Source organism: Actinomadura physcomitrii (assembly GCF_008923205.2).
GTDB lineage: Bacteria > Actinomycetota > Actinomycetes > Streptosporangiales > Streptosporangiaceae > Spirillospora > Spirillospora physcomitrii.
Window position 1 is genome coordinate 173,849 of sequence record NZ_WBMS02000008.1, and the last position, 25,969, is coordinate 199,817.

The window sequence follows — 25,969 nt, forward strand, 5'->3', positions numbered from 1 at the left end:
GGATTTCCGTGAGAAGGATCACCGCATGGCGACGGCGCCCGTGGGCGGGCTACGCCGTCGTGCTGGCGGCCCTGGCGGCGATCGGCGTCATCTACGCCGGTTTCTCGCCGCAGACTGGACGCGCCGAGGCGGAGAGCACGGCCCAGGCGGCGCAGGACCTGAAGAACGGCCAGCAGCTGTTCGACAAGAACTGCGCCAGCTGCCACGGCCTGAACGCCGAGGGCACCAAGGACGCCAAGGGCAAGGCGATCGCACCGAGCCTGCTCGGCGTCGGGGCGGCGAGCGTCGACTTCCAGGTCAGCACGGGCCGCATGCCCGCGATGAGCCCTGGTGCGCAGTTCCCGCGCAAGACGCCGATCCCCGCCTTCAACACCGAGATCAAGACCGACTACGAGGACCCGGCCAAGCGCAAGGCGGCCGAGCAGCAGAAGGCGCAGGCCGAGCAGAACCTCGCCGACCTGCGGGCCTACATCTCCTCGCTGGGCGGCGGCCCGGGCGTCCCGCCGAAGTCGGTGACCGACCCGGCCAAGGGCGACGTGGCGCTCGGCGGCAAGCTGTTCCGCACCAACTGCGCGCAGTGCCACAACTTCACCGGGCAGGGCGGCGCGCTGACCGGCGGCAAGTACGCCCCGCCGCTGTCGCACAGCGATGTCACGCCCACGCAGATGTACGAGGCCATGCTGACCGGCCCGCAGGCGATGCCGGTGTTCAACGACACCACGCTCACCCCGCAGGACAAGCAGGCGATCATCTCCTACCTGGTGCAGACCCGCGAGCAGCCGAACCCCGGCGGTAACGGCCTCGGCCGCATCGGCCCGGTGTCGGAGGGCCTCGTCGGCTGGCTGGTCGGGCTCGGCCTGATGGTGATGGCGGCGATGTGGATCACCGCGAAGAAGCCGAAGAAGCTGAAGAAGTCATGAGCGACGAGAACAAGGACACCGCCGGCTCGACGGAGCCCGGCGAGGGCGGCGGCGCGCGCGGGCGCGTGATCGGCACGCCGTCTCCGGCGAGGGACAGGACCCTGCTCGCGCAGGACGACATCTCGGCGCCCGCGGGCGTCGGGGAGGAGCTGGACGAGGCGTCGGCCAAGCGCGCCGAGCGCGTCGTCGCGACGTTCTTCCTGGTGGCGTTCGCCGCCAGCGTGGCGTTCATCGCGTACTACATCGGCTGGAGCGGCCGCAACGGCGGCATGCACGGCGTGACCCGGGCCCGCGAGTCCAACTTCTGGCTCGGCGGCCTGATGGCGCTGTCGTTCCTGGCGCTGGCCGCGGGCGTCACCATCTGGGTGCGCCGGCTCATGACCAGCAAGCCGATCGTGCAGGAGCGGCACAGCCTCGCGGCCGACGAGGAGACCCGCGCGGCCTTCACCAAGGACTTCCTCGAGGGGGCCGGCGACAGCGGGCTGACCAAGCGCCCGCTGCTGCGCCGCACGCTGCTGCTGGCCGCGGCGCCGCTCGGCCTCGCGCCGCTGGTGCTGCTGCGCGACCTCGGCCCGCTGCCGGAGAAGAAGCTGCGCTCGACCATCTGGGCCGACGCGGTGAAGAAGGCGCAGGCGCAGGGCAAGAAGGGCGTCCGCCTCGTCGTGGACGGCACCGACAAGCCGCTGCGGGTCAGCGACTTCTCCTCGCCCGGCGGCATGATCACCGTGCTGCCGGAGGGCATCGAGGAGGACGTCCCCGAGGACCAGGTGCTGACGCAGACCGCGAAGGCCGTCACCATCCTGATCAACATCCCCGAGGACGAGTTCAAGCCGGCCAAGGGACGCGAGAACTGGCACATCAACGGGATCGTGGCGTACTCCAAGGTCTGCACGCACGTCGGCTGCCCGGCCGCGCTGTACGAGCAGACCACGCACCACATCCTGTGCCCGTGCCACCAGTCGACGTTCGACGCGACCGACGCCGCGAAGGTCGTGTTCGGCCCGGCGGCCCGTCCGCTTCCGCAGCTGCCGCTGGCGGTCGAGGACGGCTACATCGTCGCGACGAGCGACTACCATGAGCCGATCGGCCCGAGCTTCTGGGAGCGCGGATGAGCGAGGCGACAGCCGGAGCGGCCGCTCCGAAGGCGGTCGAGGGGCCGCTGAACTTCATCGACGACCGGCTCGGTTCCACCACCTTCTTCAAGCGGAACATGAAGAAGGTCTTTCCGGACCACTGGTCGTTCATGCTGGGCGAGATCGCCCTGTACTCGTTCATCATCCTGCTGCTGACCGGGACGTTCCTGACGCTCTGGTTCAAGCCCAGCATGAACGAGGTCATCTACAACGGCTCGTACACGCACCTGAAGGGCGTGCAGATGTCGGAGGCGTACGCCTCGACGCTGCACATCAGCTTCGACGTGCGCGGCGGCCTGCTCATGCGGCAGATCCACCACTGGGCCGCGATCCTGTTCATGGCGTCGATCCTGGCGCACATGCTGCGGGTGTTCTTCACCGGCGCGTACCGCAAGCCGCGTGAGCTGAACTACCTCATCGGCATCAGCATGTTCGTCCTCGGCATGCTGGAGGGCCTGTTCGGGTACTCGCTGCCGGACGACCTGCTGTCCGGCACGGGCCTGCGCATCACCCAGGGCGTGCTCGAGGCGATCCCGCTGGTCGGCACGTACGGCTACATGTTCCTGTTCGGCGGCGAGTTCCCCGGCCAGGACATCGTGCCGCGGCTGTACATGCTGCACATCCTGCTGATTCCCGGCCTGATCCTCGGCCTGGTGACCGCGCACATGATGATCATGTGGGTGCAGAAGCACACCGCGATGCCGGTGAAGAACCAGACCGAGCAGCAGGTGTACGGCTACCCGTTCTACCCGGTGTTCATGGCCAAGACGGGCGCCTACTTCCTGTTCACCTTCGGCGTCATCGCGCTGCTCGGCGCGTTCGCGCAGATCAACCCGATCTGGCTGTTCGGCCCGTACGATCCGGGCGCGATCTCCGCGGGCTCCCAGCCGGACTGGTACATGGGCGTGCTGGAGGGCGCGCTGCGGATCATGCCGAACTGGGAGGTCAGCGCCTGGGGTCACACGGTCAGCTTCAACGTGCTGATTCCGGCGACGGTCCCGCTCGGCATCGTCTTCGGCGGCGCGATGGCCTGGCCGTTCGTGGAGCAGTGGGTGACCGGCGACAAGCGGCACCACCACGTCAACACCCGGCCGCGCAACGCCCCGATCCGCACCGCCACCGGCATCGCGGCGGTCACCTTCTACGGGCTGCTGTGGCTGGCCGGCGCGAACGACGTCCTGGCCGACAAGTTCGACCTCTCGCTGTACGCCACGACCTGGTTCTTCCGGGTGACGATCTTCGTCGGGACGTTCCTGGCGTTCGTCATCACCAAGCGGATCTGCCTGGGGCTGCAGCGCAAGGACGCGGACGTCGTCGGGCACGGCGTCGAGTCGGGCGTCATCCTCATGTCGCCGGAGGGGCAGTTCTCCGAGCGGCACGAGCCGGCGCGCGAGGAGGAGAAGGCGGTCATCTTGTCGAAGGAGAACACCCGCCCGGAGGCGCCGCAGCGCGACGCCAACGGCATCCCGGCCGCGAAGGGCCCGCTCGGGCACCTGCGGTCGCGGCTGAACCGGGCGTGGACCTTCGACGACATCCCCGTTGAGGAGCACGAGGACGGGCACGGCGAGCACGCGGAGATCGAGGGCGGCAAGCAGTCGCACGAGATCAGCCACTGATCGCGGAGCCCGTTCAAGGGGCCCGGCACCGGACCGCGGTGCCGGGCCTTTTTTTGTTCGCCGCGGCGGCGTTCCGGCTGCTCGGAGGCGGGCGGCGGTCCGTATCCTGGCCGGCGATGACCAAGACCCTGGTGGTGACCAACGACTTCCCGCCCCGTCCCGGCGGGATCCAGGCGTTCGTGCACGGCCTCGCCGTCCGGCGCCCGCCCGGCTCGGTGGTGGTGTACGCGCCGGCGTGGAAGGGCGCGGCGGCGTTCGACGCGGTGCAGCCCTTCGACGTCGTCCGGCATCCCGGGTCGCTGATGCTGCCGGAGCCGGGCGTGCTGCGCCGCGCGTCCGCGCTGCTGCGCGCGGAGCGCTGCGACTCGGTGCTGTTCGGCGCGGCGGCGCCGCTGGGGCTGCTGGCGCCCGCGCTGCGGCGGCGCGGGGCCGGGCGGATCGTCGGGATCACGCACGGGCATGAGGCGGGCTGGGCGGCGCTTCCGGTCGCGCGGTCGCTGCTGCGCCGCATCGGCGACGACGTGGACGCCCTCACCTACCTCGGCGAGTACACCCGGTCGCGGATGGCGCGCGCGCTGTCCCCGGCCGGGGCCGCGCGGATGGCGCGGCTCGCGCCGGGCGTGGACGAGACGCTGTTCCGCGCCGGAGCCGGCGGCGCCGAGATCAGGGCGCGGCACGGCCTGACGGACCGTCCCGTGGCGGTGTGCGTGTCCCGGCTCGTCCCGCGCAAGGGGCAGGACGCCCTGATCCGCGCGTGGCCGCGCGTGCTGGCGGACGTCCCGGACGCGGCGCTCCTGCTCGTCGGCGGCGGCCCGTACCGGGCGGAGCTGGAGCGGCTCGCGGCGTCCGAGGGCGTCGCCGGGTCGGTCGTGTTCACCGGCAGCGTGCCGTGGGAGGAGCTGCCCGCCCACTACGACGCAGGGGACGTCTTCGCGATGCCGTGCCGGACGCGGCGCCGCGGCCTGGACGTCGAGGGGCTCGGCATCGTCTACCTGGAGGCGTCGGCGACGGGCCTGCCGGTCGTCGCGGGCGACTCCGGCGGCGCGCCCGACGCCGTCCTCGACGGCGAGACCGGCGTGGTGGTGCCCGGCCGGTCGGTGCCGCGGATCGCCGCTGCGGTCGCGGGCCTGCTCGCCGACCCCGGCCGCGCCCGCGCGATGGGCCGCGCGGGCCGCGCGTGGGTGGAGCGGGAGTGGCGCTGGGAGGTGCAGGCGGGCCGCCTGGACGCCCTGCTGCACGGCTGATCCGGCGGATGTGGCGCCGCGGTCACGGCCCCGGACCCGGTGCGCGGTCACAAGCAGGCGACCGCCGCGTATCGCCCGGCCCGTGCCGGGTGACAGGATGCCGAGTATGGAGAACGCGGACATCGAGGATGTGTGGGCACGGGTTCCCGGCGAGACCGCGCGGTGGCTGCACGACCTGGATCCCGACCACTGCTACTCGGGGTTCGAGCCGCCCCGCGGCCCGGACTCCGTCTGGATCTTGCACGCGATGTACGCGTGGGAGGAGGGGCTGGTCACCACGACGCACGACGACGTCCACCAGTCGGTGCTCGGCGCGGGGCTCGTCGAGCCGCCCGACCCGGCCGGGGAGGCGCCGGGCGACGTGGGAGACCTGCTGGAGGGCGCGATCGTCACCGGCACCGAGCTCGGCCGCAGCGGCGACCCGGGCGCGGGCTGGCGGCGGCTGCGCTGGCGGGAGCTGGCGCGCGGGTTCGGCGAGCCCGCGGTGCCGGAGGGGGAGCTGCCCGGCAACCGCTGCCTGCGGCAGGGGCACCCGGCGGGGAGCTGGTCGGCGGCCATCCGGCCGCCCGCGGAGGGCTGCCTGGACCGGGAGAGCTGGCACCGGCTGATCGGGGTGCTGCTGCGGCACAGCCTGGACGGCGCCGCCACTCGCTGCCTCGCCTACTACTGCCCGCTCGTCACCGCGGACTGGGACGACGAGACGGTCCTGGCGGGCCGGCTGGGCGACGCGGCCCGGCTGTACGACCACCCGGCGATGTCGAGCTGCCCGTCCGACCTGTGGGCGGAGGACCGCTCCTGGGTCGTGTACTGCGACTGGGACCTGTGGGGCACGAAGGTCGTCGGGCCGACGTCGCTCGTCCAGGCGCTGCTGGACGACCCCGAGCTCGAGGCCGTCCGCCTCCCCTGGACCCGCTGATCAGCCGCGCCGGCCGCGCGGTCCCGGGACGGGTCCCGCCCCCGCGCCGTGGGCGGGGCCCGTCCCGGGACCGGCGGATCGAGGGGGGCCGTGCCCGGGCTCCGGAGACCGGTTACCCGCGCACGCCCCTGCCGAGGTGGGTGCGATCCTGCGCCGGCCGGCCCTGCGCCCGGTGGGGGAGGACCAGGAGACGGGCGCGCCGCGAAGGGCCGGCCGGCGGGGCCGGATCGGTGCCGCGTGGACGGGGCCCGGGGGCACGGCCCCGGTTCGGTGACCGGCCGCCCCGGAATGGTGGGCCGTCCGGACGCGGACGGGAACGGTCCCGGTGAAGCGCTGGGTCATCGCGGGAACCTCCTGCCGCTGCGCGAGCCGGTCATCGACGCCCCCGACGCTAAGCCCCGCACCGCCCGCCACCGTCGCCGTTAAAGCGGACTTAAGGGGTGGATTACTCATCGCTAATTCATCGGCCAGGTCTAACCTCAAAACGGTCGTTCGCACCCATGTCCATTCACGGTGGCCGCTGAGAGGGCGAGCGTCGCGGCGACCCCGCAGCTCGTGCCGACGACCCGGCTGCGGGAGCGTCCGCGACACGCCGGAGGCGCGCCCGATCCCCGGAGCCGGCGGCGCAGCGGCCGACGATGCGGGCCCGGCGGCGCCGCGGCCGCGGAACCCGCGCTGACCGGCCGGAAAACGGTCCGAGAAGGGGTGAACTCGGGGCGCGCGGCGCGCGTACCCCAACGATGAGTGGAAAGGCCGCGCACGCGACTTGAACCGTTTTTTGTCACCAACCCTCATCTGAGGGGCCAATGGGGCGTATGCTCCGGTGGTGTTCGGCGGGGTTCCGTGAGGAATCCCGTACGGAAGCGCGGTGGGAGCGGAGCGGGCTCCCGCACCGCGGTTCCGATGTCTCAGCAGGACCACGCCCGGGCCGCGCGCCCGGACGGCACCGAGTCGGCGTTCGCCTGCGCTCCGTCTCCTCCACAGGAGAGGGCATGGCGCGACGTGACGACGGGCATGCGTCCCGGATCAATACGCATGCCGCAGCATGGGCGCGGGCATCCCAGCGTTCCTCGCCGGGGGCCCGGCCCGCACCCGGCCGCCGGCTGGACGAACCGCAGTGGCCCGAGGGGTCATGGTGGTCGGAGCAGCCCGGCTGGGACGAGCGGGGCCGGCGGCGCCGGCGCGAACCGACGCGCCGCGACGTCCGGCGGCGCGAGAAGGGCCGCACGCGGCGGCAGTCGCCGCGCGCGTTGGCGTACCGGAACGAGCCGCCCGGCGCGGCGCGGCGCCGCGAGCCCGCCCAGGGCTCCGGACGCGGCGGCGGGCGGCGCCCGCCGACCCGGCCGAGGCCGGGCCCGAAGGCGAGGCCGCGCGGACCGCGCCTGCCCACCGACCGGATCGGTGTCGGCGCGATCATCTTGTCCGCCGTCGTCGGCCTCTCCCTGCTCGGCATCGCCGAGCGGACGCTGCTGGAAGGCCGGCCGATCGGCACGACCGAGTCGGCCGCCGCGGGCAAGAGCGCGCGTCACCCGAAGGGGCACGGCACCGCGTCGCCCGGCGCGCCGCAGGCCCGCCCGACGCGGCCCGGTGCCTCGGACGCGCCGGCCGCTCCGGTGCGGCCGGACGCGCAGGCGCTGACCGCGCAGGTCCGCAAGCTGACCCTCGCCGAGCGGGGCGCCGCGGCCAAGCAGGCCTACGGCGCGGCGCCGACCCGGGCGCCGATCGTCGCGGCCACCCGGACCAGCGCCGACGGGACGTGGGTGTTCGGCACCACCGCGATCCCCGTCCCGGCGAGCAGCGCCGCCGACCCCGAGATCGCGTTCTTCGCGGCCCGCTGGACGGGCCGGGAGTGGCGGGTCGGGCTGTCCGGCGGCACCGCGTTCGGCACCCTCCTCGGCGCGATGCCCGCGACCGTGATGTCGGCGGCGGAGTCCCGCGCGCTGCGCCGCTACGGCGCGCTGTCCGCCGAGCAGGCGGCCGCCGCGGTCAACGGCACCGGCGCCGGCGACGGGCTGATGCTGCCGTGGAAGTCCGGAACGTCCTGGACGATGCTGACCGCCGACCCCGCGTCCGCGCAGCGCCCGCTGTCGCAGCTGGCGTTCAGCGGCGGCGACGGGCGCGTCCTGGCGTCCGGCGCGGGCCGGCTGTACCGGTTCTGCGGCGACGGCACCGGCCCCTCTCTGCTCATGGTCGTGCACGCCAGCGGCCTCGCCACGGTCTACGACCGGGTGCGGGCGGCGGCGCAGCTGCGCGACGGCAGCGTCGTCGGCCGCGGCGACCCGCTCGGCCGCACCGGCACCGCCGGTGCCTGCGGCGGCGCCCCGGCCGCCCGCGCCGAAGTCCGCTTCGACCTGCGCCGCGGCGCCGCGCCCGTCCCGCTGGACGGCGCCGTCATCGGCGGCTGGACGTTCAGTGAACGCGCGAAGCCGCTGCTCGGATTCGCCGAGCGCGGGCTGCTCCAGGTGCTTCCCGGGGGCCTGATCGCCAACCTCGGCGCGGTCCCCGCGGCGGATGCCCCGCCGTCATCGCCGGCGCCCGGCGACGAGCCGGGCGGCGGCGCAGGATCGGCCGGCGACCCGTCGCCGTCCGCTACCCAGAACAGGAGTCCGAGCGGTGCGAACACGCAACAGTGACGATCCCGCGGTGCCCGCGTGGGCGCTGCGAACCGTGCTCGTCGGCGCGGTGCTGGTGCTCGCCGGCGCCGCGACGCCGCCGGGCGCCGTCGCCGCGGCGCAGGCGCAGTACTTCCTCTCCTTCTACGCGGGCGTCTTCACGCTGCTCGCGCTGACCGGCGCGGTGATGACCGGGCTGCTGGCCACCGAGCGGCTGATCCTGAAGATCCGGCACCGGGTGCTCGCGCAGGGCGCGCACCGCGCGTGCGCGGTCGTCGCGTCGGTGATGGTCATCGCGCACATCGCGGTCAAGGTGCTCGGCGGTCTCGCGACGCCCGCGCAGATCGCGGTGCCGACGCCGGACGCGGTCGGCCTCGGCACCGTCGCGTTCGAGCTGATGGTGCTGATCGTGATCACCGGGATCCTGCGGACCCGGTTCGTGGCCCGCGCCCGCCCGTGGGTGTGGCGGTCGATGCACGCCGTCGCGTACATCTCCTGGCCGATCGCGATCCTGCACGGCCTGACCGCGGGCCGGGTCGCGGCGAACTGGGTGGTGCTCAGCTACGTGATGAGCGTCGTCGGCGTCATCATCGCGCTCGCCACCCGGCTGATCGTGGTGATCAAACCGCGCGAGGTCGGGCGGGCGGGCGACTCCCTCGGCACCGGCGAGCGCGCGGCGGCGTCCGCCGCGGCGCGCCGGGCGCGCGGCCGCTTCCCCGAGCGCGACCCGCGCGGCTACGACGACCGTCCCGCCTACGACCGGCCCGGCTATGACGATCCGCGCGGCTACGACGATCCGCGCGGCTACGACGATCCGCGCGGCGTGGACGACTCGCGGATCGGCGGGCCGCGCCCGCGCGACTCGCGCGCCACCGTGACCGACCCGCGCGGCGTGCCGCTGCCGGGCGAGGGCGGCGGCTGGGACACCGAGGTGATCCGGTGAGCGCCGTCTACACGGTCTCCAACATCGGCGGGCCCCGGCTCACCCTCGGCTTCGACCGCTTCGACCGGCTCGACCTCGACCGGCACCTCGCGGTGCACGGCCGGTTGCGGGTGCCGACGCTGGAGGACCTGGTCCGGATGGCCGAGCAGGTCGACATGCGGGGACGCGGCGGCGCCGGGTTCCCGTTCGCCCGCAAGCTCACCGCCGTCGCGTCCCGGGTCAACCACCCGACCGCCGACCAGACGCTGCTGCTGCCCGGCGAGAAGGGCGGCGACCGCGGGTCCAGCGAGGACGTGGTCGTGGTCGTCAACGGCGCCGAGGGAGAGCCCGGCAGCGCCAAGGACAAGGTGCTGCTCGGCCGCGCCCCGCACCTGGTGCTGGACGGCGCGCAGATCGTCGCGACCGCGCTCGGCACCCAGCGGATCGTCCTCGCCGTGGAGAGCGACGAGGCGGCCCGGTCGGTGCGCGCCGCGATCGGCGAGCGGCGGATGCCCGCCCGCGTCGTCCGGCTGACCGAGCGGTTCATCTCCGGGGAGAGCGGCGCGGTGATCCGCGCCATCAACGGGGAGACGCCGATCCCGCCGGGCGTGAAGGTCCGCGCCGCCGAGTCCGGCGTCGACGGGTACCCGACGCTGCTGTCCAACACCGAGACGTTCGCGCAGCTCGCGGTGCTCGTCTCGCTCGGCCCCGACCTGTACGCCTCCGCCGGGACCGAGGACGAGCCGGGCACCACGCTGCTCACCGTCGGCGGTACCACGGTCGTCGAAGCGCCGTACGGCACGCCGCTGCGGGACGTCCTGAAGCACTGCGAAGTGCCGCCGGGGCCGGGCGTCCTGGTCGGCGGCTACCACGGGACGTGGCTCGACCCGGCCGGCACGGCGCGGGCCGCGCTGTCGCGGTCCGGCATGCGCGCCGTCGGCGGGACGGTCGGCGCCGGCATCATCCTGCCGCTCGCCCAGGGCACCTGCCCGCTCGGCGAGGTCACCCGGATCGCGTCGTACCTCGCCGCGCAGTCGGCCGGGCAGTGCGGCCCGTGCCGGCTCGGCCTGCCCGACGTCGTCCGCGCCCTCAACGCGCTCATGGAGGGCGGCGGGACGGTCGAGGACGTGCGCCGCGCCGCGGCGATCGGGCGCGGCCGCGGCGCCTGCACCCACCCCGACGGGACCGCGAAGTTCGTGCTGTCGGCGGTCGAGGCGTTCACGGCCGACATCGACGCGCACCGCTACGGCGGCACCTGCGGGCTGCCGACGTTCGGCGTGCTGCCGCTGCCGGTCCCGACCGGGCGGGAGGGGCGGGTGGCGATCGACTGGAGCCGCTGCGACGGCCACGGGCTGTGCGCCTATCTCGTCCCGGAACTGATCCAGCTCGACCGGTACGGCTTTCCGGTGGTGCTCGGAAGCGACATTCCGTCCTGGATGGAACGGGACGTGCAGAAAGCGGTCGCGATGTGCCCGGCATTGGCGCTGCGGGTCGTCGGGGGAGTCCCGGGCGGCCCCGTCCGGCGCTCCTGACGTGCTCCTGGAGGCGGCCCGTCCCGCCATTACGGACGGGCCGGAGAAATGAAAAAGTCCGGACGGCGGTGAACCTCCGCCCGGGCGTGGTGCGTATGACCCGGCGAAACCACGCCGGCTCCGTTCTTCGGTGCGCTCCCGGAAGGAGGAAGGGATTTCGGTGAGGAATTCGTACGGTGCCGCGGAACTGCGCCGGCTCCCGCGGTTCGGGCTGCGGCGGGGCCGCGGCCTGCTGCTGCTGGCCGTCGCGGCCGTCGTCGCGGCCGCCGCCGCGGTCCTCCTCAACCCGCGGGTCGCCCCGGCGAACGGCGTCGACAAGGGTGCCACGATCCCGTCGAAATGGGGGCCGCTGAGCGCCCAGGACCGGCTCCTGCTGGTCAAGGTCCGGCAGGCCGGGCTCTGGGAGATGCCGGCCAGCCAGACGGCCGTGCAGCGCGGCGCGAGCCCCCGGGTGCGCGAGATCGGCAAGATCATCGCTCAGGAGCACATGCAGCTGGACGCCGACACCCGGACCACCGCCCAGCAGCTCGGCGTGTCCCTGCCGGCCATTCCGAACGGCACGCAGCGGAGCTATCTCCGCGAGCTCGCCGGCCTCGACGGGAAGTCGTTCGACACCGACTACGTGTTCCGGATGCGCTCCGCGCACGGGCAGGTCCTGCCGTTCGTCGCCAAAGCCCGCGTGCAGAGCGAGAACACTCTCGTCCGGGCCTATGCGGAGCGCGGGATGAAATTCGTCCTGCACCATATCCAGCTGCTGGAGAGCACCGGCCTGGTCACCAAATCCGCGCTGCACTGACGGGTATCCCACCCCCCCGCTCACAGGGAGTACTCAATGGAGAAAAGAAAAAAGGCTCTCGCCGTGCTCGTTCCGGCGGTCCTGCTCGCCGCGTCGGCGTGCAACGACGTGCCGGGCGGCGCCGGGGCGCTGCCCGGCCGCTCGACCGTCACCGCCGATCCGGCCGGGCACGTCCAGAAGTACCACGGCGGGCACGGCTCCCATACCAGCCCGCCCGCCGACGGCGGCGGCCAGCAGAACGGCGGCGGCCAGAACGGCGACGGCCAGATGCCGGGGATGGGCGACCCCTCGCAGACGGCGGTCCCCACTCCGACGGACTCCGGGTCGCCGGATCCCGGCCAGACCGACCCGAACCAGCCCGGCGGCGACGGCCAGAACGGTGACGGCCAGAACGGTGACGGCCAGAACGGTGACGGCCAGAACGGTGACGGCCAGAACGGTGGCCAGAACGGTGGCCAGAACGGCGGGCAGAACGGCGGCGACCAGGGCCAGCAGCCCCCGGCGAATCCGGAGCTGCGCGCGGACCAGTTCGTCGACATCCGCAAGGCGCCCCGCGTCCGGCAGCCGCGGGCGAGCCGCCAGGGCTCGACCGGCGTGTTCGCCTCCAACTGCGGCGTGAACGCGAACCAGGCGCACAGCAACCCCGACAACGTGCTCGCCGCGCCCGGCGTCGTCAACGGCGCGCACCACATCCACGACTACGTCGGGAACCTCGACACGAACGCGTTCTCGACCGACGAGTCGTTCGCCGCCGCGGGGACGACCTGCACCAACGGCGACAAGTCCGCCTACTTCTGGCCGGTGCTCCGGCTCCGCGCGGGCAAGGACGGCTCCGACCGGGCGCAGCAGAGCACCGCGGACGGCAACACCGGCAGCATCGTCACCCCGTCCAGCGTGAAGCTCCAGTTCCTGGGCAACCCGCGCAGCAAGGTGACCGCCATGCCGCAGTTCATCCGGATCCCCACGGGTGACGCGAAGGCCGTGACGAACGGCCTGAAGAACGCCCACGCGAGCTGGACCTGCAGCGGCTTCGAGCGGCAGGCGTTCACCGACAAGTACCCGCTCTGCCCGCGGGGCAGCCAGGTCGAGCGCGTGCTGAACTTCCCGAGCTGCTGGGACGGGCAGAACACCGACAGCGCCAACCACCGCGACCACATCCAGTTCGCCGACGCGCGGACGGGCCAGTGCCCGCAGGGCACCAAGGCGGTTCCGCAGCTGCGGATGACGCTGGCCTACAAGGTGCCGGCCAAGGCGCTGGCGTTCGCGCTGGACAGCTTCCCCGAGTCCGGTCACGACCCGGTGACCGACCACGGCGACTTCATCAACGTGATGGGCGAGGCGCTGATGCAGAAGGCGGTGGCCGCCATCAACGGCAAGAAGCGGCCGCGCCGCTGATCCGGTCCGGGAAGTCCGGGGACCCGGCCGCGCCGTGCGCGCGGCCGGGTCCCCGGCGTCCTACGATCGCCGCATGGACATTGTGATCGCGGGCGGGCACGGGCAGATCGCGCTGCGGCTGTCCCGGCTGCTGGCCGCACGGGGGGACACCGCGGTGAGCCTTATCCGCAACCCCGACCACGCGGCGGACGTGCGGGCGACGGGCGCGACGCCGGTCGTCCGGGACCTGGAGGCGGCGTCGGCCGGTCACGTGGCGGGCGACCTGGCGGGCGCGGACGCGGTGGTGTTCGCCGCGGGCGCGGGGCCGGGCAGCGGCGCCGCCCGCAAGGACACCGTCGACCGGGCCGCGTCGGTGCTGCTGGCGGACGCGGCGGAGCGCGCCGGGGTGCGCGGCTTCGTGCAGGTGTCCGCGATGGGCGCGGGCGAGCCGCCCGCGCCGGGCCGCGACGAGGTGTGGGCCGCCTACATCCGGGCCAAGGGCGAGGCGGAGGACGACCTCAGGGCGCGCGACGGCCTGGACTGGCTGATCCTGCGGCCGGGCCGCCTCACCGACGACCCGGGCACCGGGCTGGTGACGCTCGCCGAGCCGCCGATCGGGCACGGCGCGGTGACCCGCGACGACGTCGCCGCGGTGATCGTCGCGCTGCTGGACGCCCTGCCGGACGCCCGGCACCGCACCCTGGACCTGCTGAACGGCGACACAAGCATCGCCGACGCCGTCACCGCCCTACGCCCCCCGCGCGGTCAGGTGTAGAGGGCGTCGATCTCGTCGGCGAAGTCCTTCATCACCACATTGCGCTTCACCTTCAGGCTCGGGGTCATGTGCCCGGCCTCCTCGGTGAAGTCGACGCCGAGGATGACGTACTTCTTGATCGCCTCGGCGTGGCTGACCGACTTGTTGGCCTCGGCGACCGCGCCCTCGATCTCGGCGATGATGTCGGGGTCGCGGCGCAGCTCGTCCACGGCCATCGCGGCGGGCTTGCCGTGCCGCTCCTTCCAGGGGCCGAGCGCCTCCTCGTCCAGCGTGATCAGCGCGCTGATGAACTTGCGGCCGTCGCCGACGACCAGGCACTGGCTGATCAGCGGGTGGGCGCGCAGCCGGTCCTCCAGCGGGGCGGGCGCGACGTTCTTGCCGGCCGCGGTGACGAGGATCTCCTTCTTCCGGCCGGTGATCTTCAGGAAGCCGTCGGCGTCGAGGGCGCCGAGGTCGCCGGTGTGGAACCAGCCGTCCTCGACGGCCTCCTTGGTGGCGGCCTCGTTGTTCCAGTAGCCGTGCAGGACGTTGACGCCGCGGACCAGGACCTCGCCGTCCTCGGCGATGCGGATGTCCACGCCGGGGATGGGCTTGCCGACGGTGCCGATCCTGATGGCGGTGGGCCGGTTCACGGTCGCGGGCGCGGTCGTCTCGGTGAGGCCGTAGCCCTCCAGGATCGTGATGCCGACGCCGCGGAAGAAGTGGCCGAGGCGCTCGCCGAGCGCGGCGCCGCCGGACACCGCGTACTGCACCCGGCCGCCGACGGCCGCGCGCAGCTTCCCGTACACCAGCACGTCGAACACCTTGTGCTTGACCTTGAGGCCGAGGCCGGGGCCGCCGGCGTCCAGCGCGCGGCTGTAGGCGATCGCGGTGTCCGCGGCCGCCCGGAAGATCTTGCCCTTGCCGTCGGCGTCGGCCTTCTGCTCGGCGCCGTTGTAGACCTTCTCGAACACCCGCGGGACGGCGAGCAGGAACGTCGGCCGGAACGAGGCGAGGTCGGGCAGCAGGCTCGGGATGTCGCTGTGGCCGAGGACGATGCCGCCCTCGATGGAGGCGACCTCGATCAGCCGGGCGAAAACGTGCGCCAGCGGCAGGAACAGCAGCGTGGAGCTGCCCTCGACGGCGATCTCGGAGATCGCGCCCTGCACGGCGTTGCGGGCCGTCGCGACGAGGTTCCCGTGGGTGATCTCACAGCCCTTGGGGCGCCCGGTCGTGCCGGAGGTGTAGACGAGGGTCGCCACGTCGGCGGCGCCGCGCGACCGGCGCCGCTCGGCGATCACCGCGTCGGTGACGTCCTGGCCGAGCGCGGTGACCTCGGCGACGGCGCCCGCGTCGATGCCCCAGACGTGCGCGAGGCCCGGCAGCCGGTCCCGGACCTCGGCGACCAGCGCCAGGTGCGCGTCGGTCTCGGCGAACAGCGCCTTGGCGCCGGAGTCGCCGGCGATCCACTCGATCTGCTCGGCGGAGGACGTCTCGTAGATCGGCACGGCGACCGCGCCGGCCGTCCAGATCGCGTAGTCCAGCAGCGTCCACTCGTAGCGGGTGCGCGACAGCAGGGCGACCCGGTCGCCCGGTTCGACGCCCGCGGCCACCAGGCCCTTGGCGACGGCCGCGGCCTCGGCCGCGAACTCGGCCGCGGTGACGGCGCTCCAGGCGGTGCCGGTGCGGCGGCGCAGCACGATCGCGCCGGGCTCGTCGGCGGCCCGGGTGAAGGGCGCGTCGGTCAGATTGGCGGAGTCGGGGACCTCCACCATCGGGGGGACGCTGAACTCGCGCACGGCCCACTCCTGTGGTCGATCGTCGGGGACGGCGGGGGAACCTGCCGGTCCCTCCGGAGCTGAATGATACCCACGGGTAGCAATACCGTCGGGAAGTGAGCGTTCCGGCCCCGCGCGGCCTCCGGATCGACGGTTAACGGCACGGCAAAGACGGCTCGCCGCGCCCGGGCGACCGCCCGCACGTCCCCTACCCTTGACCAGGTCGTATACGGAAGTGGTCGGGGGAAGCCATGGCGCTGCTCGAAGTGATCGCGCTGACCGCCGAGGACGCGCGCGCCGCGCAGGACGGCGGCGCCGACCGGATCGAGGTCGTGGCCGACATGGGCGCCGACGGGCTCACCCCGGACCCCGACATGGTGGCGGCCGTGCGCGCCGCGACGGCGCTGCCGCTGCGGGTCATGCTGCGGGCCAACGCCGGGTTCCGCACCACCGGCGCCGAACTGGACCGGCTCGTCCGCGCCGCCGCCGACCTCGCCGCCGCCGGCGCCGACGGGTTCGTGCTCGGCTTCCTCGACTCCTCCGGCCACGTCGACACCGGCGCGACCGGCAAGCTCGCGGCGGCCTGCGCGCCGCTGCCGTGGACGTTCCACCGCGCGGTCGACCACGCCGCCGACCCCGTCCAGGCGTGGGAGGCGGTCCGGTCGCTCGGCGGCGGCCTGGACGCCGTGCTCACCGCGGGCTCGCCGCGCGGCGTGGACGCCGGGGTGGACGTGCTGGTCCGGCGCGCCGCCGAGGACCCCCGCGCCGCCGCGATGATCATGGCGGGCGGCGGGCTGCGCCGCAAGCACGTCGCCGTGCTCGCCGCGGCGGGCGTCGGCGCGTTCCACGTCGGCACCGCCGTCCGCCCGGACGGCTCCTGGGACGCCCCGGTCGACCCGGCGCTGGTGGGGGAGTGGCGCGCGCAGGTGTCGGCCGCCGCGGACTGACCCCCGCGGGGGCGCCCGTTTTCGGGGGAGAGGCCCCCTATTAGAGTCGGTTCATGAGGATCCACGTGGTGAGCGACGTCCATGGCCGCGCGGACGCGCTGAAGAGCGCGGGCGACGGCGCGGACGCGCTCATCTGCCTCGGCGACCTGATCCTGTTCGTCGACTACTCCGACCACGGGCAGGGCATCTTCGCCGACCTGTTCGGGCAGGAGAACGCCGACCGCTTCATCGCGCTGCGCACCGACAAGCGCTTCGACGAGGCCCGCGAGTTCTCCCGCGGCCTGTGGGCCTCCCTCGAGGGGGACGCGTGGCCGCACATCGAGCGGGCCGTCGACCGGCAGTACGCCGAGCTGTTCGCCGCGATGCCGGCCCCCGCCTACCTCACCTACGGCAACGTCGACATCCCGCGGATGTGGGAGCCGCACCTGCGCGAGGGGCACCGCGTCCTGGACGGCGAGACCACCGAGATCGGCGGGCTGCGGTTCGGGTTCGTCGGCGGCGGCCTGCGCACCGAGTACCGCACCCCCTACGAGCTCGACGACGACGCGTTCGCGGCGAAGGTCGAGGCGGTGGGGGAGGTGGACGTGCTGTGCTGCCATATCCCGCCCGCCGTCCCCGACCTGCTCTACGACACCGTCGCCCGCCGGTTCGAGCGGGGCAGCGAGGCGATCCTGGACGCGATCCACCGCACGCAGCCGAAATACGTGCTCTTCGGGCACGTCCATCAGCCGCTCGCCGCCCGCACCCGCATCGGCCGCACCGAATGCGTGAACGTCGGCCACTTCCGCGCGCGCGGGGTCCCGTACGTCCTGACGGTGTGACGGATACCGTGCTGTAGGACAGCGGCCCGGCAACGGGTGCACGGGCGCGGGTTCACGGTGAGCCGGAGGGAACGCAGATGGCGGACCGCACGAGTTCTTCCATCACGATCAAGGCCGCGAAGGCCGACATCATGGCGGTGATCGCCGACCTGGAGGCGTATCCCGAGTGGGCGAGCGGGATCCGCGAGTTCACCGTCCAGGAGACCGGCCCGGACGGCCGGGCGCTGCGCGGCCGGCTGACCTTCGACGGCGGCCCGTTCAGCGACACCGTCGGCCTCGCCTACACCTGGGACGGCGACGACCGGGTGAGCTGGGAGCTGGTCGAGAAGGGCGCGGTCGTCACCGGCCTGCACGGCACCTACGCGCTCGCCGAGGCGGGCGGCGCCACCGAGGTCACCTACGAGCTGGCCGTGGACGTCCGCGTCCCGATGATCGGCATGGTGAAGCGCAAGGGCGAGAAGCGGATCATCGACTCCGCGCTCAAGGGCCTCAAGCGCCGCGTCGAGCGCTGAGCACGCCCGCGAGGCGGTACCGTTTCACGCCGATGACGGATGGATGATGGAGTCATGACCGACCAGCCGGGCGATTTGATCAACGAGGCGGGCAAGCTCTTCGACGCGGTGCTCAAGCGCGTGGTCGGCGGCGGCTCCCGCGACGACGTCGACGAACGCGCCGATCGGCCGCGCGACGGCGGGGACGGCGACGTGTGGGCGGCCGCCACCGCCGAGCCGCCGCGCTACGCCACCGGTGCCCCCGAGTGCTGCCACTGCCCGGTGTGCCGGGCCATCGCGGTGTCCCGCGAGTCCGGGCACGACGTCGGCCGGCACGTCCGGGAGGCCGGGCAGTCGCTGCTGGCCGCCGCGCTCGACGTGGTGCAGGGCTTCGACCGCACCCGCCCCGCCCCGAACCGGAACCGGCCTCCGCGGCCCCGGGATGCGTCGGCGGGCCCCGGGGCGGGTAGGTCCGATCGGTCGGGACGGTCGCCTCGCGACGAGGCCCCGCGCGGCGGGCCGCCGCGCGAGGAGGAGCCGCGCGCGAGCAAGCCGCGCGAGGAGCCGGGCGACCCGTGGGCGGCCGCCACCGGCGGCGACCCCATCGACATCGGCTAGTGGTGCGGACGGGCTCCAGCCAGGGGCGCGCGAGGAGGAGGAAGCGTACATGGCCCTGACCATCGGCGTGGACGTGGGCGGCACGAAGGTCGCCGCCGGTGTCGTCGACGACCGGGGAACGATCCTGGAGAAGGTCCGGCGGCCGACTCCCTCGACCAACCCCAAGGAGACCGCCGAGACCATCGCCGAGGTCGTCGACCTGCTCAAGGGCAAGTACGCGGAGGTGTCGGCGGTCGGCCTCGGCGCCGCCGGGTTCGTCGACGAGACCCGCTCCCACGTGCTGTTCGCGCCGAACCTCGCCTGGCGCGAGGAGCCGATCAGGGAGAAGGTCGAGCACCTCGTCGGGCTGCCCGTCGTGGTGGAGAACGACGGCAACGCCACCGCCTGGGGCGAGGCGAAGTTCGGCGCGGGCCGCGGCGAGAACTTCCTGGTGCTGGTGGCGCTCGGCACCGGCATCGGCGGCGGCATCATCATCAACGGCGAGCTGTACCGCGGCCGGTTCGGGATCGGCGCCGAGATGGGGCACTTCCGGGTCGTCCCGGACGGGCGCCGCTGCGGCTGCGGCAACCGCGGCTGCTGGGAGCAGTACGCCAGCGGCAACGCGCTCGTGCACGAGGCCCGCGACCTGGCGCGGGTCGCGCCGGCGATGGCGGGCCGGCTGCTGGAGCTCGGCGGCGGCCGGCCGGAGGGCATCAGCGGCCCCGAGGTGTCGCAGGCGGCCCGCGAGGGCGACAAGGCCGCGCTGGAGTGCTTCCGGACGATCGCGCACTGGGCCGGCCAGGGCCTGGCCGACCTGTCCGCGATCCTGGACCCGGGCGCGTTCATCATCGGCGGCGGCCTGTCCGACGCCGGCGACCTGCTGCTCGACCCGATCCGGGTCGCGTTCGAGGAGGCGCTGACCGGGCGCGGGCACCGCCCGCTGCCCGACATCCGGATCGCCGAGCTCGGCTCGGCCGCCGGGATCGTCGGCGCCGCCGACCTCGCCCGCGTCCGCCCCCTCCAGGACGCGGCGGTCTAGGAGCTCCGACGTGGCGACGCCGGTGCGGGTGCTGAGCTACAACATCCGGTCGCTGCGCGACGACCCGGCGGCCGTGGCGCGCGTCGTCCGCGCGAACGGGCCGGACGTCTTGTGCCTGCAGGAGGTGCCGCGGTTCTGGGGCTGGCGGGCGCAGCGGCGCCGGCTGGCGCGGGCGTGCGGGATGCACGTGGCGGCGGGCCGCCGGGCGTGCGGCCTCGCCGTCCTCGCGGCGCCGCGCGTCCGCCGCGTCCACCGCGAGTTCCACCTGCTGACGCCCGACAAGGACCTGCACCGCCGGGCGCTGGCGATCGCGGTGCTGGAGATCGGGCCGGTCAGGCTGATCGTGGCGAGCACCCACCTCGACCTCGCCGGCGGGCCGCGGCTGCGGCACGTCGGCGAGGTGCTGGGGCACCTCGACCGGGCCCGCGCCCGCTACCGCGCGCCCGTCGTGCTCGCGGGCGACGTCAACGAGGAGCCGGGCGGGCCGTCCTGGACGCTGCTCACCGAGCATTTCCAGGACGGGCACGCGACCGCGCCGGCGGGGGAGGAGCTCACCTTCTCCGCGCGCGACCCGCGCCGCCGCATCGACGGGGTGTTCGCCGACCCCGGCGTCGAGGTGGCCGGATGCGGGGTGCCGCCGGACGAGCCGGGCGACCACGTCCGCGCCACCGACCACCGGCCGCTGCGCGCCGACCTGCGGCTGCCCATGCGTGCAAAGTGACCGCGGGAACCGGAAGGGGTCAGACGACGGCGCCGTCGTCGGGGTCGCGGGGCTCGTCGCCCATCCGCAGGACGAGCGTCACGAACCCGCCGATGAACGCGGCGACCGCCAGGAACGCGGCCCAGCCGGGCACCTCCCAGTCGAGGATCACCGTGACGAGCAGGTAGACAGGGCCGCCGATCAGCGCGATCCACGCGCCCTTGGTGAGCGGGTCCGCGCTCGGCAGCGGTGGGGGAGGCGGCGGGATGTAGTGGCCCTCGTCATCGTCGTCCGGCGGGAACTCGGGGGTCTCGTCGGCGGGCCGGATCACCCGGGCCCGCGGCAGCCGGCCGGTGCGGTCGTCGCCCTCGCGCGGCGGCTCCGGCCGCTCGTCGATGTTCTCCTGGTCGGGCCACGGGACCTCGTCGCCCTCCGGCGAGGTGTCGAACCCCGCGACGATCTGCGCCCAGATGGCGTCCTCGTCGAGGTCGCGGCCCTTGCCGCCCTCCTCGCCCTTCCCGGGCCCGCCGGGACCGGCGGACTCGCCGTCGCCGGGGCGGCCCGGCGCGGCCGCGTCGAACACGCCGTCGAACGTCTCGTTGAAGGCCTCGCCGAACGAGCCGTCGAGGCCGCCGTCCCGCGACCCGTCGGGCACCCCGTCGCGGCCGGGCGGCGCGTCGGCCTTGGGGCCGGCGAGGTCGGTCTCGGGGCGGCCGTCGCCGTCGCCGCGCACCCCGGCATCCCGCAGCCGCGCCAGGTGCGCGCGCAGGATCCCCTCGGCGGCCGGCTTCATGTCCACGTCCACGTACAGCCGGTCGAGGACGTCGCCGACGGGGTCGCCGGCCGCGCCGGAGATCTCGGGCAGGCCGTCCGGCGACGCGGCGTAGGCCGCCACGCCCGCCTCGCCGAGCGCCGTCAGCATCGCGTCGGCCAGATGCGGGGCGAGGTCGACCAGCGGCGCGTAGGTGTCGGCGGACAGTCCATTGCCACGGCGATTCACGGGGCCGGCTCCTTCGACGACTCCGGCGTGACCGACAGCACCGGCATGGCGGCCTCCGCTCCCCCATTGAGGTGTGCGCCCGGCCGCCCGCCGCGATGCGCGGCGGCACTCCCGGACGACCCGAAACGTGTGTCCCACGGTATTCGCTGCGCCGCCCGGGACAAGCCCCCGGGCGCACCCGATTGAGATTTCCGGTTAGAGCCTACGTTCATCCGGCCGCGGGGTGTGCCGGACCGGTCACGGGCAGCGGGACGGTGGTGTGGGCGAAGGGCCGCCGGGATGCGAAGATGTCCCATCATTACCCCCCTCGGACGGGGACTCGGTCTTGCGCGCCGCGTGCGCACGCGGCTCGGAGGAAGGTGTCTGCATGCTCTGGTTCTGGATCCTGCTGAGGGTCGTGCTCTCACCCATCATGTACGGAGCATGGTGGCCGCGGAACCGGGGCATGCGGAACGTCCCGAAGCGCGGCCCCGCGCTGCTGGCGTGCAACCACCAGTCGTTCGCCGACCACTTCTTCGGCCCGCTGCCGCTGATGCGGCCGATCTTCTTCATCGGCAAGGGCGAGTACTTCACCGGCAAGGGGATCAAGGGCCTGATCAGCAAGGGGTTCTTCACCGGCGTCGGGGTCGTGCCGGTCGACCGCACCGGCGGTCCGGAGGCGGACGCGGCGCTGCAGACCGGCCTGCGGATCCTCGGCGAGGGCAAGCTGCTCGGCATCTACCCCGAGGGCACCCGGGCGCCGGACGAGAAGCTGTACCGCGGCAAGACCGGGGTGGCGCGGCTCGCGCTGAAGTCCCGCGTCCCGGTGATCCCGATGGCGATGATCAACACGTTCAGGCTGATGCCGCCCGGGCAGCCGTACCCGCGGCTCGGCGTCCGGCCCGGCGTGCGGTTCGGCGAGCCGATGGACTTCTCCCGCTATTTCGGCCGCGAGGACGACCGCGAGGTGCTCCGCACGGTCACCGACGAGATCATGCAGGCGATCCGGAAGCTGTCCGGGCAGGAGTACGTCGACCGGTACGCCGCCGAGGTCAAGGCCGAGATGGCCGGCAAGCCCGTCCGTCCCGTCGACGACGGCGACGAGGGCCTCACCGAGGACTGAGCCCGTGCGGGACGACACCGGCAGGGGCCCGGCCGGCCTGGACGCGGCGCTGTGGCGGTCGGTCGCGGTGTACCGGGCGCTCGCGCTGGTCTACGCCGCCGTCGTGATCGGCAAGAACTCCGGCGGCTACGCGCACCCGCTGGGCGGCTGGGCCGTCCTCGCGGTGCTGGCCGTCTGGACTGGCGTCGCGACGCTGGCGTACCGCGACCCGTCCCGGCGCGGCCGGCCGCTCCTGGTCGCCGACCTCGCCGTCGCGTTCGGGTGCATCCTCGCGACCGCCTGGGTGGAGACCGCCCACCACATCGCGGCGGGCCGCCCGACGCTGCCGGTGTCGTGGGTCGCCGCGGCCGTGCTCGCCTGGGCGGTCGCGGGCGGGCGGCGGCTCGGCGTCACCGCCGCCCTCGTCCTCGGCGTCGCGAACCTGCTCGTCCACGCCGTCGCCGGGACCGCCGGCGGGATCGGGAACACCACGCTGAACGGCATCGTGCTGCTGTTCCTCGCCGGGCTGGTCGTCGGGCAGGTGGTGCGGCTCGCGCGCGAGGCGGAGGCGCGGCTGGCCCGGGCCGTGGAGCTGGAGGCGGCGACCCGGGAGCGGGAGCGGCTGGCGCGCCGCATCCACGACTCGGTCCTGCAGGTGCTGGCGATGGTGCAGCGGCGCGGCGGCGAGGCCGGCGGCGAGGCGGCCGAGTTGGGCCGGCTCGCGGGGGAGCAGGAGGCGGCGCTGCGCGCGCTGATCGGCGCCGGCCCCGCGGCCGGTTCCGGTACCGCCCCCGCCGGCGTCCCCGCGCCGCGTCCCGGCACCGGCCCGGGACCGGCGGCCGACCTGCGGCAGCTGCTGACCGGCCAGGCGTCGGCGGCGGTGACCGTGTCGACCCCCGCGACGCCCGTGCCGCTGCCCGAGCACGCCGCCCAGGAGGTCGCCGCGGCGGTCGCGGCGGCGCTGGACAACGTCCGGCGGCACTGCGGCGACGGCGCCCGCGCCTGGGTGCTGCTGGAGGACGGCCCCGGCGAGGTCACCGTCAGCGTCCGCGACGACGGCCCCGGCATGCCGCCCGGCCGCCTCGACGCCGCCGCCGCGTCGGGCCGGCTCGGCGTCGCGCAGTCCATCCGGGGCCGCGTCCGCGACCTCGGCGGCACCGTCTCCATCGTCTCCGCCCCGGGTGAGGGCACCGAGATCGAGATGACCGTTCCGCGGTAGCCGACGGCGTTTAGGGTGTGTTCGTGAGCGAGGTTCCGTTGAGGGTCATGGTCGTCGACGACCATCCGATGTGGCGCGAGGCCGTCGCCCGCGACCTCGCCGAGGCGGGGCACGAGGTCGTCGCCACCGCCGGGGAAGGGCGCGCCGCCGTCCGCATCGCCGCCGCCGCGCGCCCCCGCGTCGCCGTGGTCGACCTGCAGCTGCCCGACATCAGCGGCGTCGAGGTCACCCGGCACCTCGCCGCCGCCGACCCGCCCGTGCGGGTGCTGGTGCTGTCGGCCAGCGGCGAGCAGCAGGACGTCCTGGAGGCGGTGAAGGCGGGCGCCACCGGCTACCTGCTCAAGTCCGCCGGGCGCGAGGAGTTCCTGGACGCGGTCCGCCGCACCGCCGCCGGCGACGCGGTGTTCACCCCGGGCCTCGCCGGGCTCGTCCTCGGCGAGTACCGCAGGCTCGCCGCCGCGCCCGCCCGCGAGGACGACGACGCGCCCCGGCTCACCGACCGCGAGACCGAGGTGCTGCGGCTCGTCGCCAAGGGCCTGACGTACAAGCAGATCGCCGAGCGGCTCGTCCTGTCGCACCGCACGGTGCAGAACCACGTGCAGAACACCCTCGGCAAGCTCCAGCTCCACAACCGCGTCGAGCTGGTCCGCTACGCCATCGAGAAGGGCCTGGACGAGGAGTAGCGAACCGGGCCGAACCGGTGCGGCGCCGCCCGCGTCCGATCCGATGAACGCGCGCATCGGGACGGGAGCACGCCGTGGACGAGGTCTGGAGTCCGGCCCTGGGGTTCCTCGCGGCGCACCTGCTGGTCGGCATCGCGCTGCTGGCCGTCGCGCTGTTCGGCACGGCCGCGCTGATGGCCTTCGACGCGGTGTTCGCGCAGAGCGCCGGGCTCGGCCGGTACCTGGAGATGACCGGGGTCGCGGCGGCGTCCGGCGGATACTCGGGCCCGTCGTGCTCATCGACGGCGTCGGTGTGCTCGTCGTCGTCCTGCGGTGGCGGCGCCTCGTGCGGCGGGAGCGGCTGCGGGGGGAGCGGCTGCGGCGGCGGAGGTCGGCTGGGCCTACGACGGCGCGTCGCCGCCGCGCCGTCGCCGGGCGGCGGTGCGGCGCGTCCCCGGGGGGCGTGGGGGTGCTCTTCCGGGGAAGGGTCCGGATTCTCGGGGGCCGGCGCGCTGACGCGGGCTGCCGCCGGAAAGGCGCGGGCGTCCCGCCGGACGGCCTGCCGCGGGACGCCCCCGGAGGCTATGGTCTAGACCAATGACGGCGCGCCGGGACGCCCGGCGAATGCCCTGCGTAGCCATGCCCTGACTACTAGTCTGGCCATGTGAACCGAGGAGGGAGCCCGGTGGCGGGAGAAGGAGACGGCATGCGAGTCGGAGTGCTCACCGGCGGTGGGGACTGCCCCGGCCTGAACGCGGTCATCCGCGCGGTCGTCCGCAAGGGCGTGCAGGTCTTCGGCTACGAGTTCGTCGGCTTCCGGGCCGGCTGGCGCGGGCCCCTCGAAGGCGACACCGTCGCCCTCGACGTGCAGGCCGTCCGCGGGATCCTGCCCCGCGGCGGCACGATCCTCGGCTCGTCCCGGACCAACCCGGTCAAGGTCGAGGGCGGCGTCGAGCGGATCAAGGACAACCTCGCCGGGCTCGGCGTCGACGCCCTGATCGCCATCGGCGGCGAGGACACCCTCGGCGTCGCGCGCGAGCTCTACGCCAACGGCGTCAACGTCGTCGGCGTCCCGAAGACGATCGACAACGACCTCAACGCCACCGACTACACCTTCGGGTTCGACACCGCGGTGAACATCGGCATGGAGGCCGTCGACCGGCTGCACACCACCGCCGAGAGCCACCACCGCGCGCTGATCTGCGAGGTCATGGGCCGGCACGCGGGCTGGATCGCGCTGCACGTCGGCATGGCCGCCGGCGCCAACGTCATCCTGATCCCCGAGCGGCCGTTCGACATCGACAAGGTCGTCGAGTACGTCGAGAGCCGGTTCAAGACCCGCTACGCGCCGATCATCGTCGTGTCCGAGGGTGCCCACCCGATGGACGGGCAGATGCAGCTGCAGACCGGTGAGCGCGACGCGTTCGGGCACGTCCGGCTCGGCGGCATCGGCCAGGCCCTCGCCGACGAGATCGAGAAGCGCACCGGCAAGGAGGCCCGCGCCACCGTGCTCGGGCACATCCAGCGCGGCGGCACCCCCACCGCGTTCGACCGCGTCCTCGCCACCCGCTTCGGCCTGCAGGCCATCGACGCCGTCCGCGACGGCGACTACGGCAAGATGGTCGCGCTCCAGGGCACCGACATCGTCCGCGTCGGCCTCGACGAGGCGACCAAGGAGCTGAAGACCGTCCCGCTCGAGCGCTACGCCGAGGCCGAGGTCTTCTTCGGCTGAACCGGCCACTCCCGGCGGGAACACCTTTTCCGGGTCGCGATGTTGGGTTCAGTGGGCCACACTGGGACCACCCCTTGACCTGT

At 74.2% G+C, this 25,969-nt stretch carries 24 protein-coding genes; 22 read left to right on the top strand and 2 right to left on the bottom strand.

Features of this window, described 5'->3' with window-relative positions; translation table 11 throughout:
* Positions 1-8: 8 nt before the first annotated feature.
* From qcrC to F8568_RS12700, 11 genes are all read left to right on the top strand, one after another.
* The gene (gene qcrC / locus F8568_RS12650; RefSeq protein ID WP_151593718.1) at positions 9-920 is read left to right on the top strand and encodes a cytochrome bc1 complex diheme cytochrome c subunit; all 912 of its coding nucleotides are present in this window, start codon (positions 9-11) and stop codon (positions 918-920) included.
* Positions 917-2,032, top strand: coding sequence for a cytochrome bc1 complex Rieske iron-sulfur subunit (gene qcrA / locus F8568_RS12655; RefSeq protein ID WP_151593719.1), 1,116 nt, complete (start codon positions 917-919; stop codon positions 2,030-2,032). Before qcrC ends, qcrA begins: the two co-directional genes overlap by 4 nt.
* On the top strand, positions 2,029-3,669 hold the full coding sequence (qcrB, locus tag F8568_RS12660) for a cytochrome bc1 complex cytochrome b subunit (RefSeq protein ID WP_151593720.1): 1,641 nt from the start codon (positions 2,029-2,031) through the stop codon (positions 3,667-3,669). Before qcrA ends, qcrB begins: the two co-directional genes overlap by 4 nt.
* 116 nt (positions 3,670-3,785) lie before the next feature.
* Positions 3,786-4,913 (top strand): glycosyltransferase family 4 protein, encoded by a 1,128-nt coding sequence (locus tag F8568_RS12665; RefSeq protein ID WP_151593721.1) that lies wholly within the window; start codon positions 3,786-3,788, stop codon positions 4,911-4,913.
* 106 nt (positions 4,914-5,019) lie between these two features.
* Positions 5,020-5,829, top strand: a complete 810-nt coding sequence (locus F8568_RS12670) for a hypothetical protein (protein ID WP_151593722.1) — start codon at positions 5,020-5,022, stop codon at positions 5,827-5,829.
* A gap of 992 nt (positions 5,830-6,821) precedes the next feature.
* Positions 6,822-8,462, top strand: coding sequence for a hypothetical protein (locus F8568_RS12675; RefSeq protein ID WP_151593723.1), 1,641 nt, complete (start codon positions 6,822-6,824; stop codon positions 8,460-8,462).
* A complete protein-coding gene (locus F8568_RS12680; protein ID WP_151593724.1) occupies positions 8,443-9,384 on the top strand; it encodes a hypothetical protein in 942 nt (313 codons plus the stop codon). The genes F8568_RS12675 and F8568_RS12680 overlap by 20 nt, the downstream gene beginning before the upstream one ends.
* Entirely contained in the window at positions 9,381-10,895 is a 1,515-nt protein-coding gene (locus tag F8568_RS12685) for an NADH-quinone oxidoreductase subunit NuoF family protein (protein WP_151593725.1), read from the top strand. The genes F8568_RS12680 and F8568_RS12685 overlap by 4 nt, the downstream gene beginning before the upstream one ends.
* A gap of 160 nt (positions 10,896-11,055) precedes the next feature.
* Positions 11,056-11,691, top strand: a complete 636-nt coding sequence (locus F8568_RS12690) for a DUF4142 domain-containing protein (protein WP_328600845.1) — start codon at positions 11,056-11,058, stop codon at positions 11,689-11,691.
* A gap of 36 nt (positions 11,692-11,727) precedes the next feature.
* Positions 11,728-13,086, top strand: a complete 1,359-nt coding sequence (locus F8568_RS12695) for a DUF1996 domain-containing protein (RefSeq protein ID WP_151593726.1) — start codon at positions 11,728-11,730, stop codon at positions 13,084-13,086.
* 73 nt (positions 13,087-13,159) lie between these two features.
* The gene (locus tag F8568_RS12700; protein ID WP_151593727.1) at positions 13,160-13,840 is read left to right on the top strand and encodes an NAD(P)H-binding protein; all 681 of its coding nucleotides are present in this window, start codon (positions 13,160-13,162) and stop codon (positions 13,838-13,840) included.
* On the opposite strand, the gene F8568_RS12705 is transcribed toward F8568_RS12700, so the two are convergent.
* On the bottom strand, positions 13,831-15,618 hold the full coding sequence (locus F8568_RS12705) for an AMP-dependent synthetase/ligase (protein ID WP_151593728.1): 1,788 nt from the start codon (positions 15,616-15,618) through the stop codon (positions 13,831-13,833). The genes F8568_RS12700 and F8568_RS12705 overlap by 10 nt on opposite strands.
* 230 nt (positions 15,619-15,848) lie before the next feature.
* On the opposite strand from F8568_RS12705, the gene F8568_RS12710 reads away from it, so the two are divergent.
* The 6 genes from F8568_RS12710 (at position 15,849) to F8568_RS12735 (ending at position 20,213) form a co-directional block, all read left to right on the top strand.
* Complete coding sequence (locus F8568_RS12710; protein ID WP_151593729.1) at positions 15,849-16,544, top strand: copper homeostasis protein CutC; 696 nt, start codon at positions 15,849-15,851, stop codon at positions 16,542-16,544.
* Positions 16,545-16,597: 53 nt separating this feature from the next.
* Entirely contained in the window at positions 16,598-17,365 is a 768-nt protein-coding gene (locus F8568_RS12715; RefSeq protein ID WP_151593730.1) for a metallophosphoesterase family protein, read from the top strand.
* Between the two features lie 77 nt (positions 17,366-17,442).
* Positions 17,443-17,877, top strand: a complete 435-nt coding sequence (locus tag F8568_RS12720; protein WP_151593731.1) for an SRPBCC family protein — start codon at positions 17,443-17,445, stop codon at positions 17,875-17,877.
* A 54-nt stretch (positions 17,878-17,931) separates the two neighbouring features.
* Positions 17,932-18,474: a hypothetical protein gene (locus tag F8568_RS12725; protein ID WP_151593732.1), complete on the top strand. Its 543-nt coding sequence runs from the start codon at positions 17,932-17,934 to the stop codon at positions 18,472-18,474.
* Between the two features lie 49 nt (positions 18,475-18,523).
* Positions 18,524-19,492: an ROK family glucokinase gene (locus F8568_RS12730; RefSeq protein WP_151547150.1), complete on the top strand. Its 969-nt coding sequence runs from the start codon at positions 18,524-18,526 to the stop codon at positions 19,490-19,492.
* Between the two features lie 10 nt (positions 19,493-19,502).
* Complete coding sequence (locus tag F8568_RS12735; protein ID WP_151593733.1) at positions 19,503-20,213, top strand: endonuclease/exonuclease/phosphatase family protein; 711 nt, start codon at positions 19,503-19,505, stop codon at positions 20,211-20,213.
* A 19-nt stretch (positions 20,214-20,232) separates the two neighbouring features.
* Here F8568_RS12735 and F8568_RS12740 read toward each other — a convergent pair whose 3' ends face one another.
* Complete coding sequence (locus F8568_RS12740) at positions 20,233-21,192, bottom strand: hypothetical protein (protein ID WP_151593734.1); 960 nt, start codon at positions 21,190-21,192, stop codon at positions 20,233-20,235.
* A gap of 367 nt (positions 21,193-21,559) precedes the next feature.
* On the opposite strand from F8568_RS12740, the gene F8568_RS12745 reads away from it, so the two are divergent.
* From F8568_RS12745 to F8568_RS12765, 5 genes are all read left to right on the top strand, one after another.
* A complete protein-coding gene (locus tag F8568_RS12745) occupies positions 21,560-22,294 on the top strand; it encodes a lysophospholipid acyltransferase family protein (RefSeq protein WP_151593735.1) in 735 nt (244 codons plus the stop codon).
* A gap of 4 nt (positions 22,295-22,298) precedes the next feature.
* Positions 22,299-23,492 (top strand): MacS family sensor histidine kinase, encoded by a 1,194-nt coding sequence (gene macS, locus F8568_RS12750; RefSeq protein ID WP_328600846.1) that lies wholly within the window; start codon positions 22,299-22,301, stop codon positions 23,490-23,492.
* Positions 23,493-23,539: 47 nt separating this feature from the next.
* Positions 23,540-24,175, top strand: coding sequence for a response regulator (locus F8568_RS12755; protein ID WP_202124885.1), 636 nt, complete (start codon positions 23,540-23,542; stop codon positions 24,173-24,175).
* Positions 24,176-24,249: 74 nt separating this feature from the next.
* Positions 24,250-24,747 carry a hypothetical protein gene (locus F8568_RS12760; RefSeq protein ID WP_151593737.1) on the top strand — a complete coding sequence of 166 codons (498 nt, stop codon included), beginning with the start codon at positions 24,250-24,252 and terminating at the stop codon, positions 24,745-24,747.
* Positions 24,748-24,860: 113 nt separating this feature from the next.
* Complete coding sequence (locus F8568_RS12765; protein WP_151593738.1) at positions 24,861-25,886, top strand: 6-phosphofructokinase; 1,026 nt, start codon at positions 24,861-24,863, stop codon at positions 25,884-25,886.
* Positions 25,887-25,969: the final 83 nt, after the last annotated feature.